The organism is Bifidobacterium subtile (assembly GCF_000741775.1).
In the GTDB taxonomy this organism is placed as follows: Bacteria; Actinomycetota; Actinomycetes; order Actinomycetales; family Bifidobacteriaceae; genus Bifidobacterium; species Bifidobacterium subtile.
In genome coordinates, this window is the sequence record NZ_JGZR01000006.1 from 587,448 (window position 1) to 608,774 (window position 21,327).

The window sequence follows — 21,327 nt, forward strand, 5'->3', positions numbered from 1 at the left end:
CGCGTGACGATAGCGGTGGCATATACGCGTATGGTGAGGTGACGGCGTGTCTTTATGAACGGCGAGACGGGGTAGGGTGACAATGATCGACGGAATTCCAAAATATGTGACGGTTCGAGACAATCTGCGCGAACGCATGCGGAGCATGGACCCGGGGGAGCGGCTTCCCTCCGAATCCGATCTGTGCGAGCAGTATCGTGTCAGCCGCATTACGCTGCGGCACGCGGTCGAGGATCTCATCCAGGAGGGGCTGCTCGTGCGCCGCCAAGGCCGGGGGACCTTCCGCACCGAAGGCGGTCCCAACACCGAGCATGAGGTTATCAGCGACCATATTCTCGGCTTCTACCGCCAGCAGCATGATCTGGGCAACGTCGTGCGCACCAAGGTCGTAGGCAATGAATTGGTCAGCGACCCCGAAGTGGCCAATCGGCTCGGATTGGCGGACGACGCTTCGCTGATCAGGATTGAGCGGCTGCGCTATGTGGGGTCGAATCTCAAGCAGCATGTGGTGACGTTCCTGCCCGCGACGCGCTTTTCCAAGGTGCTGCGCGAGGATTTCTCGAACGGCTCGCTGTACGCGTTCCTTGAAAGCCAGTACGCCGTCAGATTGGTCGAGAACGAAATCGTGGTGCGGCTCCAGCCGATCCATGACGATATCGCCGGGTACTTCGGCGTCGATGACGGCACGCCGGTGCTGGCGATGGATTCCACGGTCTTCGATGAGTTCGGCTCCATCATCGCCTTCGGCGTCGCCCTGCATCCTCCGCGCGACGCCGAGGTGCGCTTCGTCATCAGGGCTCAGAAGGATGTCGGGCCGGTTCAGGAGTAGCGGCTCGCACTTGTCGTAACGAATCAGGATAACGTGGGCCGCTCAACTCAGCTCAGGTCGGCGTCGGGAACCTCCATGTCGCTGCTGCCGAAGCGCGGCGTCGCCGTTGACTCGCGCTCGATGAGTTGCGGAGGGAATGCGGTATGGGAAGGCAGCCAGCGTTTGCCTGCGGGTCCTTTGCATATCAGGCGCAAGGCTTCTTTGGCCATTGATGCGATTGGCGGGCGCAGCGAGCTTAAGGTGGGGTGCACGGCTTGCGTCGTCGACGTGTCGCCTGCGCCGATCACGCAGACTTCCTCGGGAACCTGCACCGTCAGCTCGTGCAGAGCGAGCAGCGCCCCTGCGGCAACGACGTCGCTGGAGCAGATAATGGAGTCGGGGCGTCTGCCTGGCGCCGCGAAAAGCGCCATGGCGTCATCGTATCCGCGCTTGACCGTATTCGGGCCGAAGGTGCTCCACGCCGGTTCGCTGTCCATATTGCGCATGCTCATCGACGTCTGGAAGGTCGTGTACCGTTCCGCGGCATCGTCGGAATCGACATTGTCGCCGAAGAAGGCCACGGCGCTCGCGTTGTGCGCCGAAAGGTGGTCGAGGGTGATCTGCACGGCAGCGCTCTGATCTACGCCGATCCAGTTGATGCGCGAGGAGATGACGGTTCCGGATATCTGCACGATGGGCAGCAGCTTGGCGAGAGCCTCCAGCTCATGGTCAGGCTGTGCATTGACGGGGGGGACGATGACCAGCCCGTCGACCTTGCGAGCGGCCATGGCGGCAATGCGGTCGTGCTGGGTTTGCGCATCGGGGCCTATGCCCACCAGCAGCTGGCGGCCTGTGGCTTCAACGGCCGGCTCCAGTTCGGCGAGCAGTCCTGCCGCAAGCGCCTGATGAGGATCGGGCAGTACAAGGCCGAGCAGGTGGGTCACATTGCTGCGCAGCGTGCTTGCGGCATTGTTGGCGGAGTAGTGCAGCGCATCCGCAGCTTTGAGCACGCGCCGGGCGATGCTGTCGTCCTGAGTGCGCTGCCCGTTGATCACGCGCGACACCGTCGCCGTAGACACGCCGGCCATGGCTGCGACATCGGTGATTGAAGCGTTCGAGACGGGCATCGTCGAATCGGGTATCATTCCTGCTCCAAACTGGTGGTGTCTCCGGCCTCGGCCTGTCCTCGTGCAGGCAAGTTCGCGGAAGAGTCCATATTTGGCAGGGTACTCGTTTTCAGCAACCGCGGCGTTGCGGACATCGATTCCGGTTGCTGTCCGCTCCTGCTGCGTTTGGCCGGCCTTAGTCTCAATCATACGCGTATTCGACGATTGTTCAGAAAACGTTTACCTTTTATAACAAGCCGATTTTAGGTGTATACTTAAGAGTCATTGGAGAAAACTCCGATGGCGGACGCAGGTGCGAATATCATCTGCAGCGCTACGACGAGGTCGGATAATGATTCGTCCCTCCTCGGCACGGCGGCTGCGGAAAAGCACGACCCTAAGGCGGGTCATACGCATTCTGGGCAAGGCTGGCAGCGATTGGCCAGACCTCACGATCACGATGTGTCGCCATCGAACGCAAGTACCCGATTCGCGCCGGGCATGAGTCCGACCGAACACAGGATGCGCGCTGATGCGACATGCGAAGTGCGCCGAACTCAAGAAAGGACGTAACCCATGTCCGCTGACATCGATGGATTCCTGCCCGACAGCTCGTTTCTGCTGGATGTTGAGGCCGAAGACTGGAAGGGCGCCATCCGATTGGCGGGGCAAGGCCTGGTCGCCGCCGGATTCACCACCGAAGCCTATACCGAGGAGATGATCGACACCGTCGAGAAGATGGGGCCGTACATCGTCATCGCTCCGGGCATGGCGCTCGCGCACTCCCGGCCGTCGGACGCCGTGCTGCACACTGGGCTGAGCTGGGTGCAGCTGAGTGTGCCGGTGGAATTCGGCAGCAAGCGCAACGATCCGGTGTCGCTGGTGATCGGTCTGGCCGGCCGTGATGAGAACGAGCATATCGTCGTGATGTCGGCGATCGCCTCGGCCTTGTCGAATGCAGACAAAAGAGCGCAGCTGGCCGCGGCTTCCACGCCTGACGACATCCGTGCCATCTTGAAATCCTGATCGTCCCCGGCAGCGCATCCTGCCGGAACGCCTACTGTCTCGGCGCGGCTCATCCGCCCGAGCAAACCCAAGTCAACAAAGAACCAAGATTAAGAATTGAGGAATTATGAACATCCTATGCGTATGCGGCAATGGCATCGGCACTTCGGTGCTGCTGAAGATCAACGTCGAATCCGCCGCAGCCGATCTTGACATGGACGTCACCGTCACGACGTCCGACGCCGGCAGCGCCAAGGGCACTGCGAACATGAACGATCTCGTGCTCACCTCCGCGGAATTGGCGCCGGAGCTCGAAGGCACCACAACCCCCGTCGAAGTCGTGAACAACTTCATGGACGCCGACGAGATCACAGCAATTCTGGAGAAATACGCCGACTGATGCGGTTGCCGCGATGAAGCGGAACCCATCAATATAGAAAGATACCATCATGAATGTCTTCATGCTCGTGCTGAATTTCATCAGCAAGGAGATTCTGAACGTTCCCGCCTACCTCATCGGCATCGTCGCCGCAGTCGGCCTGATCGCGCTCAAACGCAACGTCGGTCAGGTCGTGTCGGGCGCGCTGAAAGCCGCCATGGGCTACCTGATCCTCGGCGCCGGCGCCACGGTCGTCACCGCAGCGCTCGCCCCGTTCGGCGAGCTCGTGCTCAAATCGACCGGCGCTCACGGCGTCGTGCCGACCAATGAGGTCATCGTCGGCCAGGCTTCCAGCCAATTCGGCTCGGCTTCGGCCTATATCATCGTGCTCAGCTTCGTCATCATGCTCTTGGCCGCACGGTTCACGCCGCTCAAATACGTGTTCCTCACCGGTCACCACATGGTGTTCATGTCGATGATGCTCGCCATCGTGCTGTCCTTCGGCTTCGGCGCCAAGAACCAGTGGCTCGTCGTGCTGCTCGGCTCGGTGCTCATGGGTGTCATCATGGTAGTGATGCCGTCTTTCGCACAGCCGTTCATGAACCGCGTGACCGGCAGCGACAAGCTCTCGATCGGCCACTTCAACACGCTGGGCTACATCGTCTCGGGCGCGGTCGGCGCAGCCGCCGGCAAGAAGTCGAAGTCCACTGAGGACATCAACTTCCCCAAGGGCCTGAGCTTCCTGCGCGACTCCATGGTCTCCACCACGCTGCTCATGGTCATCCTGTACCTGATCTTCTCCGTCTGGGGCGCCATCGTGCTGCCGGCCAAGACCGCGTTCAAGATCTTCGCCTCCAACCCGGATAACTACGGCTCGTTCTTCATGGCCGCGTTCGCGCAGGCCCTGCAGTTCGGCATCGGCGTGAGCATCATCCTCTACGGCGTGCGCATCATCCTGGGCGAGCTCGTCCCGGCCTTCCAAGGCATCGCGAACAAGGTCGTGCCCGGCGCAAAGCCTGCGCTCGACATCCCGATCGTGTTCCCGTATGGCGCGAATGCATCCCTGATCGGCTTCCTCTCCAGCTTCGTCGGCGGACTGGTGGCGCTGGGCATCATCGCGGTGTGGCTCGGACCGGTGTGGGGCGTCGCCCTGATCCTGCCCGGCATGGTGCCTCACTTCTTCGACGGCGGCGGTGCCGGCGTGTTCGGCAACGCGACAGGCGGGCGTGTCGGCGCCATCGCGGGCGCATTCATCAACGGTATGCTCATCACTTTCCTGCCCGCAGCCCTGATGACCGTCATGGGCAGCTTCGGCCTGTCCAACTCGACCTTCGGCGACGCGGACTTCGGCTGGTACGGCATTGCCGTCGGCAACCTGGTGCATCTGGGCCCGGTGGGCGGCGCGATCTCGCTGTTCGTCTTCGCGGTCATCCTCTTCGCCGCGGCTTGGGTCTGGCAGGTCAAGGTCGTGAACAAAGGCTGGCTGCCCGGCGTCAAGCACGCTGAGTTCACTGAGCAGGTCAAGGCTGAGGAAAAGGCCGCCAAGGCTGCTGCTCGGGCTGCCAAGGCTGCGAAGAATGCGGACGCGGCCCAGGCTTGAGTCCAGAAAATCTGAAACCCTAACTGACGCATAGAAAAGTGATGCCGGACGCAGTTCGCTGCGTCCGGCATCACTTGGTCATTGCATGCTTTATCCATGCAATGCTGCGCCTAAAAGCTGGAGATCACTCGCTCGCGGCGATAGTGGCGGCAAGCTTGTCGGCCACGGCTTCGGCGTCGTCGCCGTCCACGGTGATAGTCACCTCGTCGTTCTGCTTGATGCCCAGGCCCATGACCGACAGGATGCTGCCGGCGTTCACGCCTGCGCTGCTGGGATCCTTCGAGATGGTCACCTTGGCTCCGCTGGCGGCGGCCGCCTGCGCGAACTGGGAGGCCGGGCGCGCATGGATGCCCACGGGATCGGTGATGGTGATGGTGCGGGTTGCTGTTGACATGCAACGCTCCTTTGAGTTTTGAGCAGTGCCCGGGTGAGCATGCTTCGACATAATCGTTGTCGCGCCTCATTCTAGCATGGGTGCGGAAAATCCAGCTTGCGAGTTGACTCGCCTCCTTGCAGCCGGTTTTTCTAGGTGTGTGGATATACTGACAAAGATTTGGGGAAAGGACTCTGATGATTATTACAGGTGTTGGCATTGGCCGTGGCACGGCAATAGGGCCGGTTATCCGTATGGCCTCGGCGCTGCAGGAACCGCAGGACATCGCGCGTGGCGCAGGCTTGGATGCGCAAAGCGAGATCAGGCGCGTCAAGGCCTCGCTTGACGCGGTCAATGCGGATTTGAATGCCCGCGCCGAGGCCGCGTCGCATGGCGACGAGGGAACCCGGCAGGCAGCGGCAATACTTGAAGCCTTGGCGCAGATGGCGGGGGATCCGACTCTGCTGGACTCCATCAGCAAGCTCATCGAGCAGGGCAAAACCGCTGACCGCGCGGTGTTCGAAGGCTTTGCCGGCTTCGAGCAGACGCTGACCTCGCTCGGCGGCTACATGGCCGAGCGCGCGGGCGATCTGCATGATGTCGGGCAGCGCGTGATCGCCAATCTGCTTGGCGTTCCCGCCCCAGGTGTGCCGCAGAGCGACCATCCGTTCGTGCTGGTCGCCGAAGATCTGTCTCCCGCCGATACGGCTGCGCTGGATATGCACAATACGCTGGCCATCGTCACCACTCAGGGCGGGCCGACGAGCCATACCGCGATTCTGGCCCGTGCTCGCGGCATTGTCGCCGTGGTTTCCGCATCCCGAGCCAGTGATCTGACCAATGGCACGACCGTCATCGTCAGCGCCGCGAAGGGCGAAATCACCGTCGACCCGAGCGACAAGGAAATCGAGGCGGCCAAGGCTGCCCAGTCCTCAGCTGCTCAGGCCAAGGACCTGCGCGGCAAGCCCGGCGCGCTCAAGGATGGCACGCCCATCCCGCTGCTGGCGAATGTCGGCAAGCCGCAGGACGCCGATGCGGCGCTCGAATATGGTGCTGAGGGCGTGGGCCTGTTCCGCAGCGAGTTCCTGTTCATCGGCAATTCCGAGCCGCCCAGCGTCGAGGAGCAGGCCAAGGCTTATGCGGAGTTGCTCAGCCGCTTCCCGGGCAAGAAGGTCGTCATCCGCATGCTCGACGCGGGCGCGGACAAACCCCTGCCGTTCCTGACCCCCGAGGACGAGCCGAACCCGGCGCTCGGTCTGCGTGGCCTGCGCACGCTCAAGGCGCATATGCAGGTGCTCGAAGACCAGCTCGAAGCGCTCGTTGAGGCCGATCGCGCCACCGACGCGCACCTGTGGGTCATGGCCCCGATGATCGCCGATCAGTATGAGAGCGAATACTTCGTCAAGCTCGGCAAGTCGAAGGGCCTGAAGTTCGTCGGTTCGATGGCCGAGGTTCCTTCCATCGCCCTGATGGCGAACGAGGTCGCCGAAGTGGCCGACTTCGTGTCGATCGGCACGAACGACCTGACCCAGTACACGCTGGCCGCCGACCGCACGCTCGGCTCCGTGGCCAACTACCAGACCGCTTGGCATCCTGCCGTGCTGCGCAACATCAAGCTCATCGCCGACGCCGGCAAGGCGCACGACATGCCGGTGGGCGTGTGCGGCGAGGCCGCGGCCGACCCCGATCTGGCCGTCGTGCTCGCCGGTCTTGGCGTCACCTCGCTGTCGATGACCCCTGTGGCTCTTGACGACGTGCGTGCCGAACTGGCCAAGCACACGCTGGAAGAGGCGCAGGAGAAGGCCAAGCGGGCCCTCGCCGGCGAGTTCTATCACCCGGCGGAGTAATTCATCATCCATTGACCTGTCGGGTTCGATTCCGGCACGGCCAAACCGACGCCATCAATCAGCAGGGCCCCGCGCATGCACATATGCGCAGGACCCCGCTGGTATGTGGGCCCGCTGGCATGTGGGGTGCTGCGCATCTGCACATAGCATACGAATGCCCCCGCATAGCCTTTTGTACGCTAAGTCAGGCTTACTGTACAAAACGCTACACAGAACAGCTATTTCCCGTCGTATTTTGTACGTCAAGGTCATGGTAACGTACAAAAGACTATGAACACCGGCTGTTCTGCGTAGCATTTCATACGGAACACTGGCGTTAGCGTGCAAAACGCGACACACCGGATGCCGCGCAATATGGCAGCAATTCGCTATTCTCGCGTTATTCTCTCGGGGCAAGTCACCGCGGTGGGGGATACTGGATTCATGAGAGTCTCAGCTGATTTCACCGTCGTCCCCGATGAGTTCGCCGCAGCCGCGCCGCCGGAGAACCTCATCGACGGGACGCCCGTCGTCTCCTTCTCGTTCTACATCGATGGCATTGATCCGTCCGCGCAGTACTTGCACTGGCAATTCGTCGACCCCGACTCGATTCCCGTATGCGGATTTGAATGGATTCATTGGTCCGTGGCCAATGTGCCCATCGACGCGCTCATGTTCGATTTCAACGATTCGCACGCCCTGCAGATTCCGCCGGACTTCTCGCGCACGCTGCCTTCGATGATTCCTGAGGCGATCCAGGGACGCACTTCGGCGGCGAGCAAATTCGTCGGGAAAAGCGATCCGGCTGTAACCATGCGCTATAACGGTCCCACGCCGCCCGACGCGGTGCATGGCTATGAGCTGCAGGTCTGGGCCACTGCTTCGCCGCTGCCGGAGCTGCGCCAAGGCTTCTGGCTCAACGAGCTGCTGCACGCGCTGCACGGCTACGAAGGTCCGCTCGATCATGGCGGCATCGTCCTGTCGTATAGCCCGAAAAACGACTGAACGCCATACGATTATGCGGCCGAAAGTCGGGCGGCTCTGCGCTTCGTCCAGTCACGCGACTGCATGCCAGACCATCGGCGTTACTGTGATTCGCCGACGGCAGAGTAATCTGACAAATGAATTCATCAGTGGCATGTCAGGAGTTGGCGTGTCTGGCAATCGGCTGGCCGCATGCGTGAATTTGCATTCCTGAGCCACGGATCCGTGCCGGCTCAATAGCGTTCAATAGCATCGCAATACACAATCATTATGCGGCGATATCCGCATAGCAACCACAGCAGAAGGAAGCAACAGCATATGGCCTGCACCACGATTCTGGTCGGCAAAGACGTGAGCTATGACGGCTCGACCATCATCGCCCGCAACGAGGACTCGGCGAACGGCGAGTTCAACCCCAAGCGTTTCATCGTCGTGAAGCCGAGCGAACAGCCTCGGCATTACCGCAGCGTCATCAGCCATGTGGAGCTTGACCTGCCGGATGATCCGCTGCAATACAGCGCGGTGCCGAACGCCGATGCCAAGGACGGCATCTGGGGCGAGGCCGGCGTCAATGAGGCGAATGTCGCCATGAGCGCCACCGAGACGCTGACCACCAACGAACGCGTGCTCGGCGCCGACCCGATGGTCGAGCTCACCGCAGCGAAGGGCACAGCAGGCGAGCCGGAATACGAGCCGGAAGTGCCTGGCGGCATCGGCGAGGAGGATTTCCTCACCATCGTGCTGCCGTATGTCACCACCGCCCGCGAAGGCGTGGCCCGCTTGGGCGCATTGCTTGAGCAGTACGGCACCTACGAGATGAACGGGGTCGCGTTCGGCGATGCGAGCGAGATCTGGTGGCTGGAAACGGTCGGCGGCCATCACTGGATAGCCAAGCGCGTGCCGGACGAGGCCTATGTCACCATGCCGAATCAACTCGGCATCGACGAATTCGACCTTGACGACGCCCTCGGAGATCAGGAAGACCATATGTGCTCCGCCGACCTGGCCGAGTTCATCGAGACGAACCACTTGGACCTCTCCGTCGAATCGACCACGCCATTCAACCCGCGCGACGCCTTCGGCTCGCATTCCGACTCCGATCATGTGTACAACACGCCGCGCGCGTGGTTCATGCAGCGCTTCCTGAATCCCTACGACGAGGTCTGGGACGGGCCGGACGCCGACCACAGCCCGGACAGCGACGACATCCCGTGGGCGCGCCAGCCGGATCGCAAGATCACCATCGAAGACGTCAAATATGTGCTCAGCTCGCACTATCAGGGCACGCCGTACGACCCGTACGGCAAGCTCGGCGACGAGCATACGCGCCATATGTTCCGCACCATCGGCATCAATCGGCAGAGCCAGCTCGCGGTCATCCAGATTCGCCCCTACCAGCCGCAGGCGAGCCGCGCCATCCAATGGATGGCCTACGGCTCGAACCCCTTCAACGCGCTCGTGCCGTTCTACGCGAACGTCGACACAACGCCGGATTACTTGGCTGACACCACCACGCGCGTGACCTCGGAGAACTTCTACTGGGAGAACCGCATCATCGCGGCGCTGTGCAACTCGGCCTTCGCCGAGACCGCGAACGCGGTCGAGCGTTACCAGGAGAAAATCGGCGGCATGGGACACCGTATGGTGACTGTCACTGATGAGCAGGTGGCGCAGTTGGGCAGTATCGCAGCTGGCGTCGAGGCAGACAGCGCGGCCGATACGGCCGTGTCGCTGGCCGACAGCGCAGATGACGAAGCTTCTGAGGCCGATGACGATATCGACGATATCGAAGTGACTGACGACATCGACAACGATATCCAGCCAATGGAACCGGGCGAAATTCCCACTGCCACGCGCAACGGCGAAGTGCGTGAAATGCTGGCCGCCGCCAACCAGGCGATGGCCGACCAGCTCAAGGCGCAGACTGATGAGCTGCTCGACGCTGTGCTGTACACCACCAGCATGACGATGAGCAACGGCTTCAACCGCTCCGATAACTGAAGACCGTCGCTGTGCTCGTCGTTGCCTCTGCAATCCCCTTGGTCCCCAAAGCATTACGCGGCCGTGCGCTTCGGACTGCGGCGATAGGGCAGTCTGCCTGCAGCAGCCGGTCTGACAGTCGACTGCGGCAGTGCCCGACTGCCACAGTGCTTATCCACACAGTGCCTATCTAAACAGTGCTTATTTCCAGCAGTGCCAACCTCGAAGGAGATACCCATGAATGACTTTTCGCAAGTGCCAGGCGCGAATCCCGCCGGTTCGAATCCCGCCGGTCTGAATCCTGCGGGCGCGCAGCCCGTGGGGCAGCAGCCGGGCTTCCCGGTCGGCAACGGGCCGCAGTTCGGCCAGCAGCAGCCCGGTGCCATGCCCTTCCCTGGCGGGCCGCGGCCGGCCGGACCGATGGATCCGGGATCTCCAAGGCCGTACGCCCCCGCGCCGATGATGCGCCCGGCGGCGCCCCAGCCCGCGCCTTACACGCCGAGACCGGTGAAGAAAGGGCCCAACGGCTTCGCCATCGCCGGGCTGGTGGTCTCATTGCTCGCCACATTCGTCGTGCTTGAACGATTCAACCAGTACGTCAATCCCTTCGGCGTGATCGGCCTGATCCTCTCCATCCTTGGGTTTATGGTGAATATGGATGATGAAGGCGAAGGCCGCTCCCGCACGGCCCGCATCTTCGCGATCGTCGGCGGCGTGCTGTCTCTTATCACCGTTGTCGTCACGCTGCTGGTCGGCCTCATCAACCCCAATCTCTCATCGGGCCTCTGGTTCTGATGATGCTGTGTTCCTCGCCGATGGCAACGGCAGGGAGCGCAATGCCAAATCCATGCTATCCACGACATGAAAGACAAGGAACAATGCCACTGATCGATCAGTTCACCACCCAATACGGCCTCGTGCGCAAAATCGACGCCTTCGGCTATCTCGCGCAGCTGAACAGCGATTCCAGCCTCGAACGCAAGCATGGCAAAGTCGTGCTGGTCACGGCCGACACGCCGCTGAAAGCCTCGCGCGGCGAAGGCAAGACCACCACGACCATCGCGCTGATCGATGCGCTGCGCGCCAAAGGCATCGACGCGGCCGCCGTGCTGCGCCAGCCGAGCATGGGCATCACCGCAGCCGGTTCCAAGGGCGGCGCGTCGGGCGGCGGCAAGGCATCGCTGACCCATCCCGAACTCGTGGATTGGGGCCTGTGCGGCGAGATGACCGCCATCGCCGCAGCGCAGAACCTGCTGGTCTCTTTCGCCGAAAAGGCTGTGGATGAGGGCCTGCTCGACACGATTCTGACTCCTCGGGTGAGTGAGGTCCCTTCGCGCTCGCTGCGCCAGATCGCCGTCGACTACGGCAAGGGCAATGTGCCCGAACGCGTCGTGCTGACCCCGACCAGCGAACTGATGCAGATCGTGGTGCTGTCGCGCTCCATGGCTGAGATCGGCGAGCGGGTCGCCGCGATGATCGCCGGAACCAAGGATGGCAAGCCGGTAAAATACGGCGAATTCATCGATTTGTGGCGTATCACCAACATTTTGCTCGACGCGGTCAAGCCGGCGCTCACCGAGACGCAGGCTGGCTCGCCCGTCTACGTGCATTGCGGCCCCTTCGCGAACGTGTCCATCGGCATCCCCTCGCTGGTGTCGGTTGAAATGGCGTGCGCGCTGCACGATGTGGTGGTCGTCGAGGCCGGGTACGGCGCGGACGCCGGCGCGCAGAAGTGGCTCGATATCGCCTGCCGCGACTATGGCGCGCAGTGGCCTTCGGCCGCCGTGATCGTGACGCGCGCGACCACCTGGCGCGACGATCCGGCGCTGTCGTGGCGCTATCCCTTCCATGTCCAGCGCCTCGAAGGCCTTGATATTCCCACTTTCCCGCTCATCAACCTGTGGGAGGGCGAGGATGGCGAGATCGCGTCGCTGCGCGAAACCGCGAAGACCTTGGAGTTCCGCGATCCGATTATCGGCAACCTGTTCCGCGACGGCGGCGATGCGCTGGGCGACCAGCTCGGCGGTTTCATCGACGCGCTGCAGAACGGCGAAACGCCAGCGCAGCCGCACAGCCATCGCGGCATGTCTCTGACCGAGAACGCCAAGTGGGTTGCCGAACATGCCTATGGCGTGCCGGCCGAGCGCGTGCTGCTCAAGGATGGGTTCAGCGCATCCCTCGCCCAGGCCCGGGATCTGTGTGCCGATGCGGGTCTCTACCTCGATGAGCTGGCCTTCGTGGCCGTCAAGTCGCCGGCCGTGATGACCGACAACGATTCCGCGCCGGAAGCCGAACATACGGTGACCCTGAAAAAGGTCGAAGTCCACGCCGGCGCAGGCCTCGTGCAGGTCAACCTGACCACGTCGCTGACCACCCCGATGCCCAAGATCGTGTGAGTGCGCGGCAACTGCTCAATCGTTATGAAGGCGGCGCACCCGGTCTGGGCGCGTCGCCTTCATACACTGCGATATGGTGAGTTTCGTGATTTTCGCGTTGTAGCGTATGTGATTTTCCCGTTTTACGCATGCATCTGCGTTATGTGTAGCGTTATGGGAGTGCGGCGGAGGTCTATCTGCGTTGTGTGTGGCGCTATTTCGCGCAGACCCGAGTACCGGATGACAGAAACCGCCATTTTCCGGCCTTGCTACTTGGGGTGTCGCAAGATTAGCGCCTCACACAACGCAGATAGACCTGAGCAAGGGCGGAATAACGCTACACATAACGCAGATAGCTGATTTTCGTGCATGTCTGCAGGATTTCAGCACTCGGATTTTGCGAAGAATGTGGATTCTGCAGATTCCCATCTTTTGCATGCGACGAGCAAGCCAACTTCAGGCGGCCGCAACGTCACGCTGCGGCCGCGGCTGCGGCTGCGTTAGAAATTGCCGCCGTTCCAGCCCCAGTCGGTGGTGGCGGTGTAGCGGATGTAGGTGCGGTCCTCGGGGATGCCGAGCTCGCCGTTGAGCGCCTTCATGATGCTCGCGGTGAGTTGCTCCCAGGCTGAGCTTGGGACGCTGCGGCCGAAGACGTTCACCTCGACGTAGGCGGCGGGCTTGCTGTCGTCGCCGGCGAAGTAGATGGGCATATCGTCTTCGAAGGGGCACATCAACCAGCCTTCGGACTTGCCGGGAACCGCCGTGATCGCCTTGCCGTAGGCGGCTTTGAGCGCCTCGCGCTGCTCGGGCGTGGTGGATACTGAGACATGAGTGTGGATGACTGGCATGATGTTTCCCTTTCCGATGGATGGACGACAATGGGTACGGCGACAGTGGATAGCTGAATAGTCGTGCCACTCAGTCTAATCCGGCTTGCTGATTGCGGCCGGGCATATGAGCGGGCTCGACGATTCCTGACAATTAGAGGAGCGCGAGTCAGAGCTGGGGCAGGCCGGGCAGAGCAGGCGTCGGATAGGGCCAGAGCAGGGCGGAACCGCATCAGCCTGCGACTGGACGCCAAGGCGAATGCATGGGTTCGGTTCAGATTGCGTGCGAGCCTGCTGCGTTATCGGCTGCGACGTGTTTAATGGAGCGTTGTGAGAAAACTGATTGAACAGCTGATGAAGTTCGGCATCGTGGGCGTCGTCGCCTTCATCATCGATTGGGGCATCCTGAATGCCTTGGTGTGGGGCCTGCACATGCACAATGTGTTGGCCGGCACTGTTTCCTTCCTGATATCGCTCGTATTCAACTACTTGGCCAGCATGAAATACGTGTTCAAGCATCGCGAGGATATGGCGCGCTGGATGGAGATCCTTATTTTCTTCGCAGCCGCGGCGATAGGGCTGTTCATCAACGACGCCATCCTGTGGATCAGCACGTACGGCATGAACCACGACGCCTACGTCTCGCAGAGCACGCAGTATGTGCTGCGCACGAATGCCGGCAAACTGGTCGCCACCGCCGTGGTCATGATCTGGAACTTCGTGATCAGGAAATGGCTGCTGGATGATACTCATACCAACGCGATGAACCGGCTCAAAGGCAAATCGAACCGGCTGACCACGGATCAGCTGGACGCCAAGTGGGAGCGCAGCTTCTCGCACCGGCTGGGGCTGTGGTCCCTCGCGCACACGCCGAAAGGCTGGAAGTAAGGCCGAAAGAGCTGGTAGCGCAATCAGCGCACCGTAGACACCGGCAGACAGTGGCAGCAATAGGGCAGTGCGCAAGCCGCCGCTAGACGGTGATCGCGGTCAGCGTAGGCGTCTCCGTGCTCGATTTGATTTGCTTGAAACCGACGAAGGCAAGCACCAGCGAGAGTAGCGCAAGCAAAGTGACGATGAAGAATCCACCCTGCGAGCCGGCCCGGTCGATGAACAGGCCCGCAACCGCCGAACCCACCGATCCGCCGATCGAATTCATCGCGCCGATCCATGCCACGCCTTCGGTGAAGCGCGTAGGCGGCACGATATGGAGCAGCAGCTGGTTGCCGTTGATCCAAGTGGGTGCCTGGCATACGCCGATGATCAGGTAGATGATCATAATGACCCACAAGTGCCTGGCGAACAGGAACGTTCCGATGCCGATATTGACCACGGCCAGGCAGAAGTAGAAGCGCTTCCACAACGGAATGGTCCAGTTCTTCGCGCCGTAGACGATGGCGCCGCACAGCGAGCTGAGCGAGAAGCAGGCGAAGACGAGGCCGGTGTACTGCTTCATGTCCTGCTCCGTGGCGAAGGCGATGATTGAGATGCTTGCCGCCGCTTGGAACGCGCCCAGCCCGAACCAGGTCACGCACAGCGCGATGAGGCCCGGCCCCCAGATCGACTGCTTGACGCGCTTCGGTTTGGCTGAGTCGCCGCTGCGCAGCTGCTCGGTCTTGGCCGCCTCGCGCTGGCGATACTGTCTGCGCGTGAGGCCGGCCTGCTTGGCCAGTATGGTCTGCGAGGGAGGCTCGGTCGTCAGTTCGGTGAGGAACATCAGTGCTCCGATGACGACGCATGCGCCGGTGACGCCGAACGCGAGCACGCCGGAAATGACGGCCAGCGCCGAGGCCAGCGGATTGCCGATGACCCACATGCATTCGTCGAAGACGCCCGAAAGCGACATCGCCCGGTCCGTGCGCACGCGGTCGCCTTTGAGCAGGTGCGTCCACCGGCTGCGGCTCATCGCGCCCCACGGCGGTATCGCCGCCATGAACGGCGCGATGACGAACAGAATCCACTGCGGCGCGCGCGTGGTGATGCACGCGACCATGGCGCCTGCCGCAATGATCCAGATGACGATGGTAGGGATGGCGACCTCGCGCTGCCCGAATTTGTCGACCAGCTTGCCCAGCAGTGGGCCCACGACAGCCATCGCAATCGCCTGAATCGCGGCCAGGGCTCCGGCCAGCGCATAGTTGCGGTAGTAGTGCTGCACCGCGATGGTGATCGTCATGCCGATCATCGGGAATGGCATGCAGGCGAGGACCGACCCGACGGAGAAACGAGCGGTATGGGGCATGCGCAGCAGTTCGGCATATCCGCCGAACAGGCGATGGGTGACTTCTGTGAGGCCGGAGAACACGGGGTTGCTCATGGCGTTCCTTTACGCGAGTACATGGTGCATGGGGCAGGAGAAAATGATGCGGGGGAAGTGAAGGCAGATTCGTACATCGGGTACGATTGTGCAAGTGTAATAAGGCTCGGATTGCGACACGCGGTGCTTTGGCCGATGAACCGATTGGTTTGATAGGACTGAGGAGTTCACCGGTCCAATAGGGACTGAGCGGTCCATAGGGGCCGGATGCATATGCAATCGCGAACCAGAAAGTCGGGGCGCACGAGTTCATCCTCGGCGCACGGGAAAGGGACTGGCCATGCCGTCAACCACCATCCACTTCGTACGTCATGGAAAGGTCGAGAATCCTGACCATCTGCTGTATGAACGGCTTCCGGGCTTTCACCTCTCGGGGTCCGGAGTGCGCATGGCCCGGGCGACGGCGCAGTACATCGCCCAGAACCCGCAACTGAACACCGTGACGGCCCTGTACTCCTCGCCGTTGGAGCGCACGCGCGAGACGGCCGGCGAGATTCTCGCACAGCTCAATGCGCAACGTGCGCAACGCGGGCAGGCCCCGTTGTCGTTGATTGCCGACGATCGCCTTATCGAGGCGCGCAACGAGTTTCGTGGGACCCGCATCGGCCACGGCGACGGTGCGCTGTGGCGGCAGCGCAATCTCAGACTGGTCTCCAATCTATGGAAGCCGAGCTGGGGAGAGACCTATGCGCAGATCGCGCAGCGGGTAAGCGATTTCGCCGATGAGAAAATCCAGCAGTACCAAGGCCAGCAGATCATCGTGGTCAGCCACGAATCCCCGATCTGGTCCTACCGGCATCTGCTGGAGACCGGGCATCCTGAGCACAACATGCTTATGCGCCATACCGCGCTCGCCTCGGTGACCTCGATCACCTACGATTGCGAGACGGGCAGGGTGCTGTCCATCGACTACGCCGACCCGGCCGCCGACGTGCTGTGATCGCGTGGCGAACGCACGATGAGAAGACGCAGCAGAGGCATAATGGAAGCAGTGCAGACGCAAAGGAGCTTGAAATGACGTTTCATATGCAGGATGAGCTGATCGTGCGTGCCGCGATCCTTCCCGAGGTGCGCGAGGCTGCGGTCGAAGGGGTCGAGCTGATGTCGTTGTGGCCGCTGGGCGATGCCAAGCTGATGGACAACGATTCGAAATACGCCGAGAACCTTCAGGTGCGCATCACGCGTGCGATTGCCGCGATTATGACCGGCGAGGAGGTGACGATCCCAGACGCCGAATTCGTCTACGAGGGCGCCGACGAGATACCAGGGCGTCCGCAGGGCATCGTCAATGCGCTGATGGCCGCGAACGACGCCTGCGACACCATGGCCGACTACTCGCAAACCGGTGACACGTCGCTGGTCATGGGCGGCTGCGGCGCATTGAAGGTCGACTGGGATGGGGACACCGTCAATGCGGTCGCGCAGGCGCTTGAAGAGATAGAGAATGTGGTTTTCGGCGGCATGGCGCAGCAAGCCGAGAGCGACGGGGAATCGCAGGGTTCGACGGCGGATGCGCATTCGGATTCGGCAACGGGCTCTTCGGGCGATGGCGACCTCGAAGCAGCGGCGCAGCGGCTGGCCACCGTGCTGACGGCGATCGACGGGCTGCTTGGCGTGATCGGGCAGGGCGATGACCCAAGTCTTCAGGGCGACGACGCCGAATCGGCGCGGCTGCGGGCCAGGCGTGCGCTGCCGGTGATGCTGTATGCCAACGAATTATGCGAGCGGGTTTCGATTCCGAGCATCTTCGTCCCCGCGCAGGAGTTTCTTGATGTGATCGATGCCCGCGACGGCACTGGTGCGGCGGGGTCGAATGCGGACGCCAATCTCGCCGTGGCCCGGGCGATTGCGCCGTTGGCCGCCGCCGAATGGGCGAAACACCGCGAAGACGTGCTCTGGGATCCGCAAGAGGCCAAGAAGAAGGCGAAGGAGGAGGACGAGCGCAAGAACAAGGAGGCGCTCGCCGCAAAATTCGCCAATGTGCCCGAAGCCAGTCACTGAATCGACGTCACTGCGACGTCACCGCGGAAGCGGCCGCAACGACCAGCAGGGCAGGCCGTACAAATTATTGCTGCATCGCTGCATTGCTGCGCACTAAAAAGCGATAAGGCTCTCCACCCATAATGAGTGGAGAGCCTTATCGTGTGCTGCCTGCCGCTGTTCAGTGAAGCCGATCAGCGCCTATGTCAATTCGCGGAGTTGCCGTTCTGCCCGTTGGCTGGGTCATTTGCTGGCTGCGAGTAGCCCGGTGTCGGCTGGGATTCGCCGCCTGCCGGGTATTCGCCGTTTCCTGTGCCGCCGACGTATCCGCCCTGCGGCTGGTAGGAATCCTGACCGGGGTTGCCGTACGACTGCTGATTCTGGTCATAGGGCGCCTGGCCGGCCGCATAAGGCTGACCGCTGTAGGGCTGGCTCTGGGTGTATCCGCCCGGGTAGCCGGCTTGCTGAGATTGGAAGTCGTCGTCGTATTGAATGCCGGCGGGATCGGAATTCGCAACGCCAAGCACGATGAAGGACGCGAGAGCGCCGATGCCGCACAATGCAGTGAGCAGGCCCAAGACGACTATTCCAGCGCCGCCTCTCGCAGAGCCTGTGAAAACGGCGTGGCCGACCGTGGCGATGGTCTGCACGGCTACCAGAATGGCGAACAATCCTGCGAGCACGCCCAAGCCGTACGGCAGCGCGGCCCACCAGCCGGATTTGTTGGAGTCATGCACGCGCCTGACCAAGACGGAGAGGGAGGGGAGGAACACTGCCAGACTCCACAATGTGGACAGCCACGACAGCCGATGGTCGGCAGCGTTGTTGAGAATGCTCAGAATCATGTTCACTCCGGCTACGCCGAGGAAGGCCCACCAGAGTTCGCTTTTCGAGGCTCTGCCTTTGAAAACGACGTACTTCTGGAAGAAGCGCTTGATTGCCTCAGGGAAGGGGCAGCCATAATACGGCTTGTTCAGCGGCGGTACCCCCGCTGGTGAAAATCCCGGGCTGTAAGGCTGCCCGGGGCCGTATCCTGCGTATTGCTGCTGGCCGTAGCTTGGTCCGCTGGCATATTGCGGAGCATTTTGCGCATTATATTGCGGTGCGCCGTATGAGGAGCCATTGGACTCGGAAGCGCCAGTGCCCGCAGCGGGCGGCTGCGAATATGCGCCGTCGTAAGGAGCCTGATACTGCGGAGTTTGCTGTCCGTACTGCGACTGCCTGTATTGCGGCTGCTGAGCATTGTTCTGCGTGGTTTGCGGCTCAGGCGGAACCGGAGATTCCTGCTGCGTTGGCGAAACCTCGTAGGAGCCTTGCGGCGCTTGGCCTGCGGCTGGATTCGTCACGGGTGATGCGGTCTGCGCATCATTCGGTTCGGAGGCGGTCGGGGAAGCGTAGGGCGTGTTCTGGGGGCGCGAGGAGCCGTCGTCGTTGGCGTCCGGATTGCCAGGATATTGCTGTGAATCGGTCATGATGTCCCTTTCAGCATGATTGCGTACATTTCCATTCTCGCAGACGTTGTGACAAAAAGTCTTCAGCTGTCCATAAAGAAAGCTGAAAGGCATGGAAGCCTTGCTACGAGCGATGCGAAGACATCGCAGAAACAGAATCGCGGCTGCCGATTCTATTGGCCTTCCTCCTCGTCCAGCGCATCCTCGCTCGCCGGGCCGAGCAGCAGGTATTCAGCCAGCGCGATCAGCGCGAACAGCACGCCGGTGCCGGCGATGATCACAATCGTGGCCGAGAAAATGGGCGGGGTGCGAAAGGAGTTGAATGCGCCTTGCAGCCAGATGCCCAAGCCTGAAGTAGCGCCCAAATACTCGGCGGTCACCGCGGTGCCGAACACGTATGCCGCGCAGATGCGGATGCCGCCGAATATTTGCCGGGCGGCGACGCGCAGCTTCACATGCCACAGCGTCCACGAGCGGTTCGCGCCGCAGGTGAGCGCCACATCCTCATAGAATCGCGGCACGGCTTGCAAACCCCGCGTGGTCTGCACGGCAACAGGGAACAATCCCAGCACCGCAACCAGCACGATTTTCCCGGTCGGGTCGAAACCGAACCACAGCATGAACAGCGGGGCGATGGCAATCAGCGGTATCGTCTGCGCAGCCGTCAGCAGCGGGTAGAGCGCACGGTGCAGCACCGTCGAGGAGTACAGCAGCACGCCGATGCCGACGCCCGCCGCCACGGCGATTACGAAGCCGATAGCCGTTTCATACACGGTCATGGCGGCGGCCGACATGAGATCGGGCCAGGTGTCGATCATCGAGGCGACGATCTGGCTGGGAGCGGCAAGCGTGCGCTCGCTGATGCCCCCGAGACGCACCGCCGCCTCCCAAACGGCCAGCAGCGCGCCGATGGATGCGATCGGAGGCAGCGAGCGTCGCACCAGACGCCCGGCGCCATGCCGTCGTCTGGTTGCCGGGGCTGATCGCCGCATGCTGTCAGGCCTAGGACCGATAGTCATCAGGACAGATAATCATTGGTGGCGAGCTTGCTGGCCTGCGGCGCCTGGCCTGGCGTGCCGCTCGTGCCGTCCTTGGCCTTGGCTTTGTCCTTGTCCGAGGCGTAGGTGCCCGCATTGTTCTGGAAATCCAGATACTGCTGGGCGGCGTCGAAATCGGTGGCTCCGGTCACACGCTTGGCATCCTTCGCGGTCGTCCAGTAATTGCGGTCGATGATCGTATCCATCGAAGCCCGCACCAGCTTGGGGTCGAGCTGCGATTCCTTGGTCTGTGCTACGAGGATGTCGCTGGCCTTTTGCGGGTTCGCCAGCGCGTAGTCATAGCCCTTGGCTGCTGCGGCGAGGAAGTGGCGCAGCGTCGCTTGGTGCGCGCTGTCGTTGAGCCACGAGGCGTTGACGGCGAATCCCAGCTGGTCGGGGTTGCCGGGCACGCCCCAGTCGGCGGCTTCGAAGCAGTTCAGCGCCGGGCCATTGAGCTTGCTTTCCACGCCCTCCCAGGTAGCGTAGAACCCGCCGAAGTCGCCTTTACCGCTGCTTAATGTGGCGAAGGTGTTCGTTCCGGCGGTTGCGGTCTTGAACTCGCCCGTGCCGCCGGCGTGCTTGATCATCTGCCGCACGACCGCATTCTGCTCGGCCGAGCCGAAACTGACGAAGGTCTTGCCGGAGAGGTCCTTCGGAGTGACGATGTCCTTGCGACTGGCCAGTGCGCACCATTGCGCGACCGGCTTCTGTGTCAGGTCGAAGACGAAGCGCAGCTTGGCGCCTTGCGCGTTGAACGCCGCGACATTGCTCAGCGTCGTGAATCCTACGTTGGCCACGCCGTTCTCCACGCTGGTCTCCGCGCCGGCCTGAGCGGTGGGCAGGATGGTGAGATTGACGCCTGCGTCCTTGAAGTAGCCGAGCTTCTGCGCGACATACAACCCGATGTGATTCGTATTGGGCGTCCAGTCGAGCATGAACGACAGCTTCGTTGCGTCGCCGGACGAGGAGGCGTCATTCGCGCTGCCGCACGCTGCCGCGCCTAGCACCAGAGATGCGCAGAGCAGCGCCGCGAATGCCGCACGAAGGCTTGTGCGCAGCCGCGATTGGCCGCGCTGCCTGTACACGCGCCGCCTATCGATAGGAGAAGAAGACTCGTCTGCTGTGCTGCGGATGGCGCTGCCGTGGGCAGCGGCGCGCAACATCTGCGCGAACCGTCCGGAAGAATCGTGATTGCGACCTGAAGCGGCCATGCTGTCACCTTGCCTTTGCTGCTATGGCCCGAGGCAAAGCGCGGAAAGGTGAGGAGTCCGCGCGATGCATC

At 62.1% G+C, this 21,327-nt stretch carries 19 protein-coding genes; 12 read left to right on the forward strand and 7 right to left on the reverse strand.

All coding sequences use genetic code 11. The features are described from left to right. Window positions 1-82 precede the first annotated feature (82 nt). Entirely contained in the window at window positions 83-829 is a 747-nt protein-coding gene (locus BISU_RS06815) for a GntR family transcriptional regulator (RefSeq protein ID WP_024463279.1), read from the forward strand. A gap of 47 nt (window positions 830-876) precedes the next feature. On the opposite strand, the gene BISU_RS06820 is transcribed toward BISU_RS06815, so the two are convergent. Then, window positions 877-1,953 (reverse strand): LacI family DNA-binding transcriptional regulator, encoded by a 1,077-nt coding sequence (locus BISU_RS06820; protein WP_024463280.1) that lies wholly within the window; start codon window positions 1,951-1,953, stop codon window positions 877-879. Window positions 1,954-2,490: 537 nt separating this feature from the next. Between BISU_RS06820 and BISU_RS06825 the strand changes: the two genes are divergently transcribed. From BISU_RS06825 to BISU_RS06835, 3 genes are all read left to right on the forward strand, one after another. Then, a complete protein-coding gene (locus tag BISU_RS06825) occupies window positions 2,491-2,940 on the forward strand; it encodes a PTS sugar transporter subunit IIA (protein WP_024463281.1) in 450 nt (149 codons plus the stop codon). 106 nt (window positions 2,941-3,046) lie between these two features. Continuing rightward, complete coding sequence (locus tag BISU_RS06830) at window positions 3,047-3,319, forward strand: PTS sugar transporter subunit IIB (protein ID WP_024463282.1); 273 nt, start codon at window positions 3,047-3,049, stop codon at window positions 3,317-3,319. 49 nt (window positions 3,320-3,368) lie between these two features. Continuing rightward, window positions 3,369-4,898: a PTS ascorbate transporter subunit IIC gene (locus BISU_RS06835; protein ID WP_024463283.1), complete on the forward strand. Its 1,530-nt coding sequence runs from the start codon at window positions 3,369-3,371 to the stop codon at window positions 4,896-4,898. 124 nt (window positions 4,899-5,022) lie between these two features. On the opposite strand, the gene BISU_RS06840 is transcribed toward BISU_RS06835, so the two are convergent. Next, window positions 5,023-5,292 (reverse strand): HPr family phosphocarrier protein, encoded by a 270-nt coding sequence (locus BISU_RS06840; RefSeq protein WP_024463284.1) that lies wholly within the window; start codon window positions 5,290-5,292, stop codon window positions 5,023-5,025. 176 nt (window positions 5,293-5,468) lie between these two features. Here BISU_RS06840 and ptsP point away from each other — a divergent pair, with 176 nt between their 5' ends. From ptsP to BISU_RS06865, 5 genes are all read left to right on the forward strand, one after another. Continuing rightward, window positions 5,469-7,118: a phosphoenolpyruvate--protein phosphotransferase gene (gene ptsP, locus BISU_RS06845; protein ID WP_024463285.1), complete on the forward strand. Its 1,650-nt coding sequence runs from the start codon at window positions 5,469-5,471 to the stop codon at window positions 7,116-7,118. A gap of 423 nt (window positions 7,119-7,541) precedes the next feature. Beyond that, window positions 7,542-8,102, forward strand: coding sequence for a YbhB/YbcL family Raf kinase inhibitor-like protein (locus BISU_RS06850; protein ID WP_024463286.1), 561 nt, complete (start codon window positions 7,542-7,544; stop codon window positions 8,100-8,102). A gap of 297 nt (window positions 8,103-8,399) precedes the next feature. Beyond that, window positions 8,400-10,082, forward strand: coding sequence for a C69 family dipeptidase (locus tag BISU_RS06855; RefSeq protein ID WP_024463287.1), 1,683 nt, complete (start codon window positions 8,400-8,402; stop codon window positions 10,080-10,082). Window positions 10,083-10,298: 216 nt separating this feature from the next. Further along, complete coding sequence (locus BISU_RS06860) at window positions 10,299-10,856, forward strand: hypothetical protein (protein WP_024463288.1); 558 nt, start codon at window positions 10,299-10,301, stop codon at window positions 10,854-10,856. Between the two features lie 83 nt (window positions 10,857-10,939). Beyond that, window positions 10,940-12,457 (forward strand): formate--tetrahydrofolate ligase, encoded by a 1,518-nt coding sequence (locus tag BISU_RS06865; protein ID WP_024463289.1) that lies wholly within the window; start codon window positions 10,940-10,942, stop codon window positions 12,455-12,457. A gap of 479 nt (window positions 12,458-12,936) precedes the next feature. Here BISU_RS06865 and BISU_RS06870 read toward each other — a convergent pair whose 3' ends face one another. Then, entirely contained in the window at window positions 12,937-13,284 is a 348-nt protein-coding gene (locus BISU_RS06870; protein ID WP_024463290.1) for a phenylpyruvate tautomerase MIF-related protein, read from the reverse strand. Window positions 13,285-13,617: 333 nt separating this feature from the next. Here BISU_RS06870 and BISU_RS06875 point away from each other — a divergent pair, with 333 nt between their 5' ends. Then, on the forward strand, window positions 13,618-14,151 hold the full coding sequence (locus tag BISU_RS06875; protein WP_024463291.1) for a GtrA family protein: 534 nt from the start codon (window positions 13,618-13,620) through the stop codon (window positions 14,149-14,151). Between the two features lie 82 nt (window positions 14,152-14,233). On the opposite strand, the gene BISU_RS06880 is transcribed toward BISU_RS06875, so the two are convergent. Then, entirely contained in the window at window positions 14,234-15,577 is a 1,344-nt protein-coding gene (locus BISU_RS06880) for an MFS transporter (RefSeq protein ID WP_024463292.1), read from the reverse strand. 280 nt (window positions 15,578-15,857) lie between these two features. Here BISU_RS06880 and BISU_RS06885 point away from each other — a divergent pair, with 280 nt between their 5' ends. Then, the gene (locus BISU_RS06885) at window positions 15,858-16,517 is read left to right on the forward strand and encodes a histidine phosphatase family protein (RefSeq protein WP_024463293.1); all 660 of its coding nucleotides are present in this window, start codon (window positions 15,858-15,860) and stop codon (window positions 16,515-16,517) included. A gap of 74 nt (window positions 16,518-16,591) precedes the next feature. Next, window positions 16,592-17,578 (forward strand): hypothetical protein, encoded by a 987-nt coding sequence (locus BISU_RS06890; RefSeq protein WP_024463294.1) that lies wholly within the window; start codon window positions 16,592-16,594, stop codon window positions 17,576-17,578. Window positions 17,579-17,763: 185 nt separating this feature from the next. On the opposite strand, the gene BISU_RS11635 is transcribed toward BISU_RS06890, so the two are convergent. From BISU_RS11635 to BISU_RS06905, 3 genes are all read right to left on the reverse strand, one after another. After that, the gene (locus BISU_RS11635) at window positions 17,764-19,029 is read right to left on the reverse strand and encodes a DUF805 domain-containing protein (RefSeq protein WP_024463295.1); all 1,266 of its coding nucleotides are present in this window, start codon (window positions 19,027-19,029) and stop codon (window positions 17,764-17,766) included. Window positions 19,030-19,181: 152 nt separating this feature from the next. Continuing rightward, window positions 19,182-20,000 carry an ABC transporter permease gene (locus tag BISU_RS06900; protein WP_081672669.1) on the reverse strand — a complete coding sequence of 273 codons (819 nt, stop codon included), beginning with the start codon at window positions 19,998-20,000 and terminating at the stop codon, window positions 19,182-19,184. Window positions 20,001-20,026: 26 nt separating this feature from the next. After that, window positions 20,027-21,256 (reverse strand): ABC transporter substrate-binding protein, encoded by a 1,230-nt coding sequence (locus BISU_RS06905; protein ID WP_226839096.1) that lies wholly within the window; start codon window positions 21,254-21,256, stop codon window positions 20,027-20,029. Window positions 21,257-21,327 lie beyond the last annotated feature (71 nt).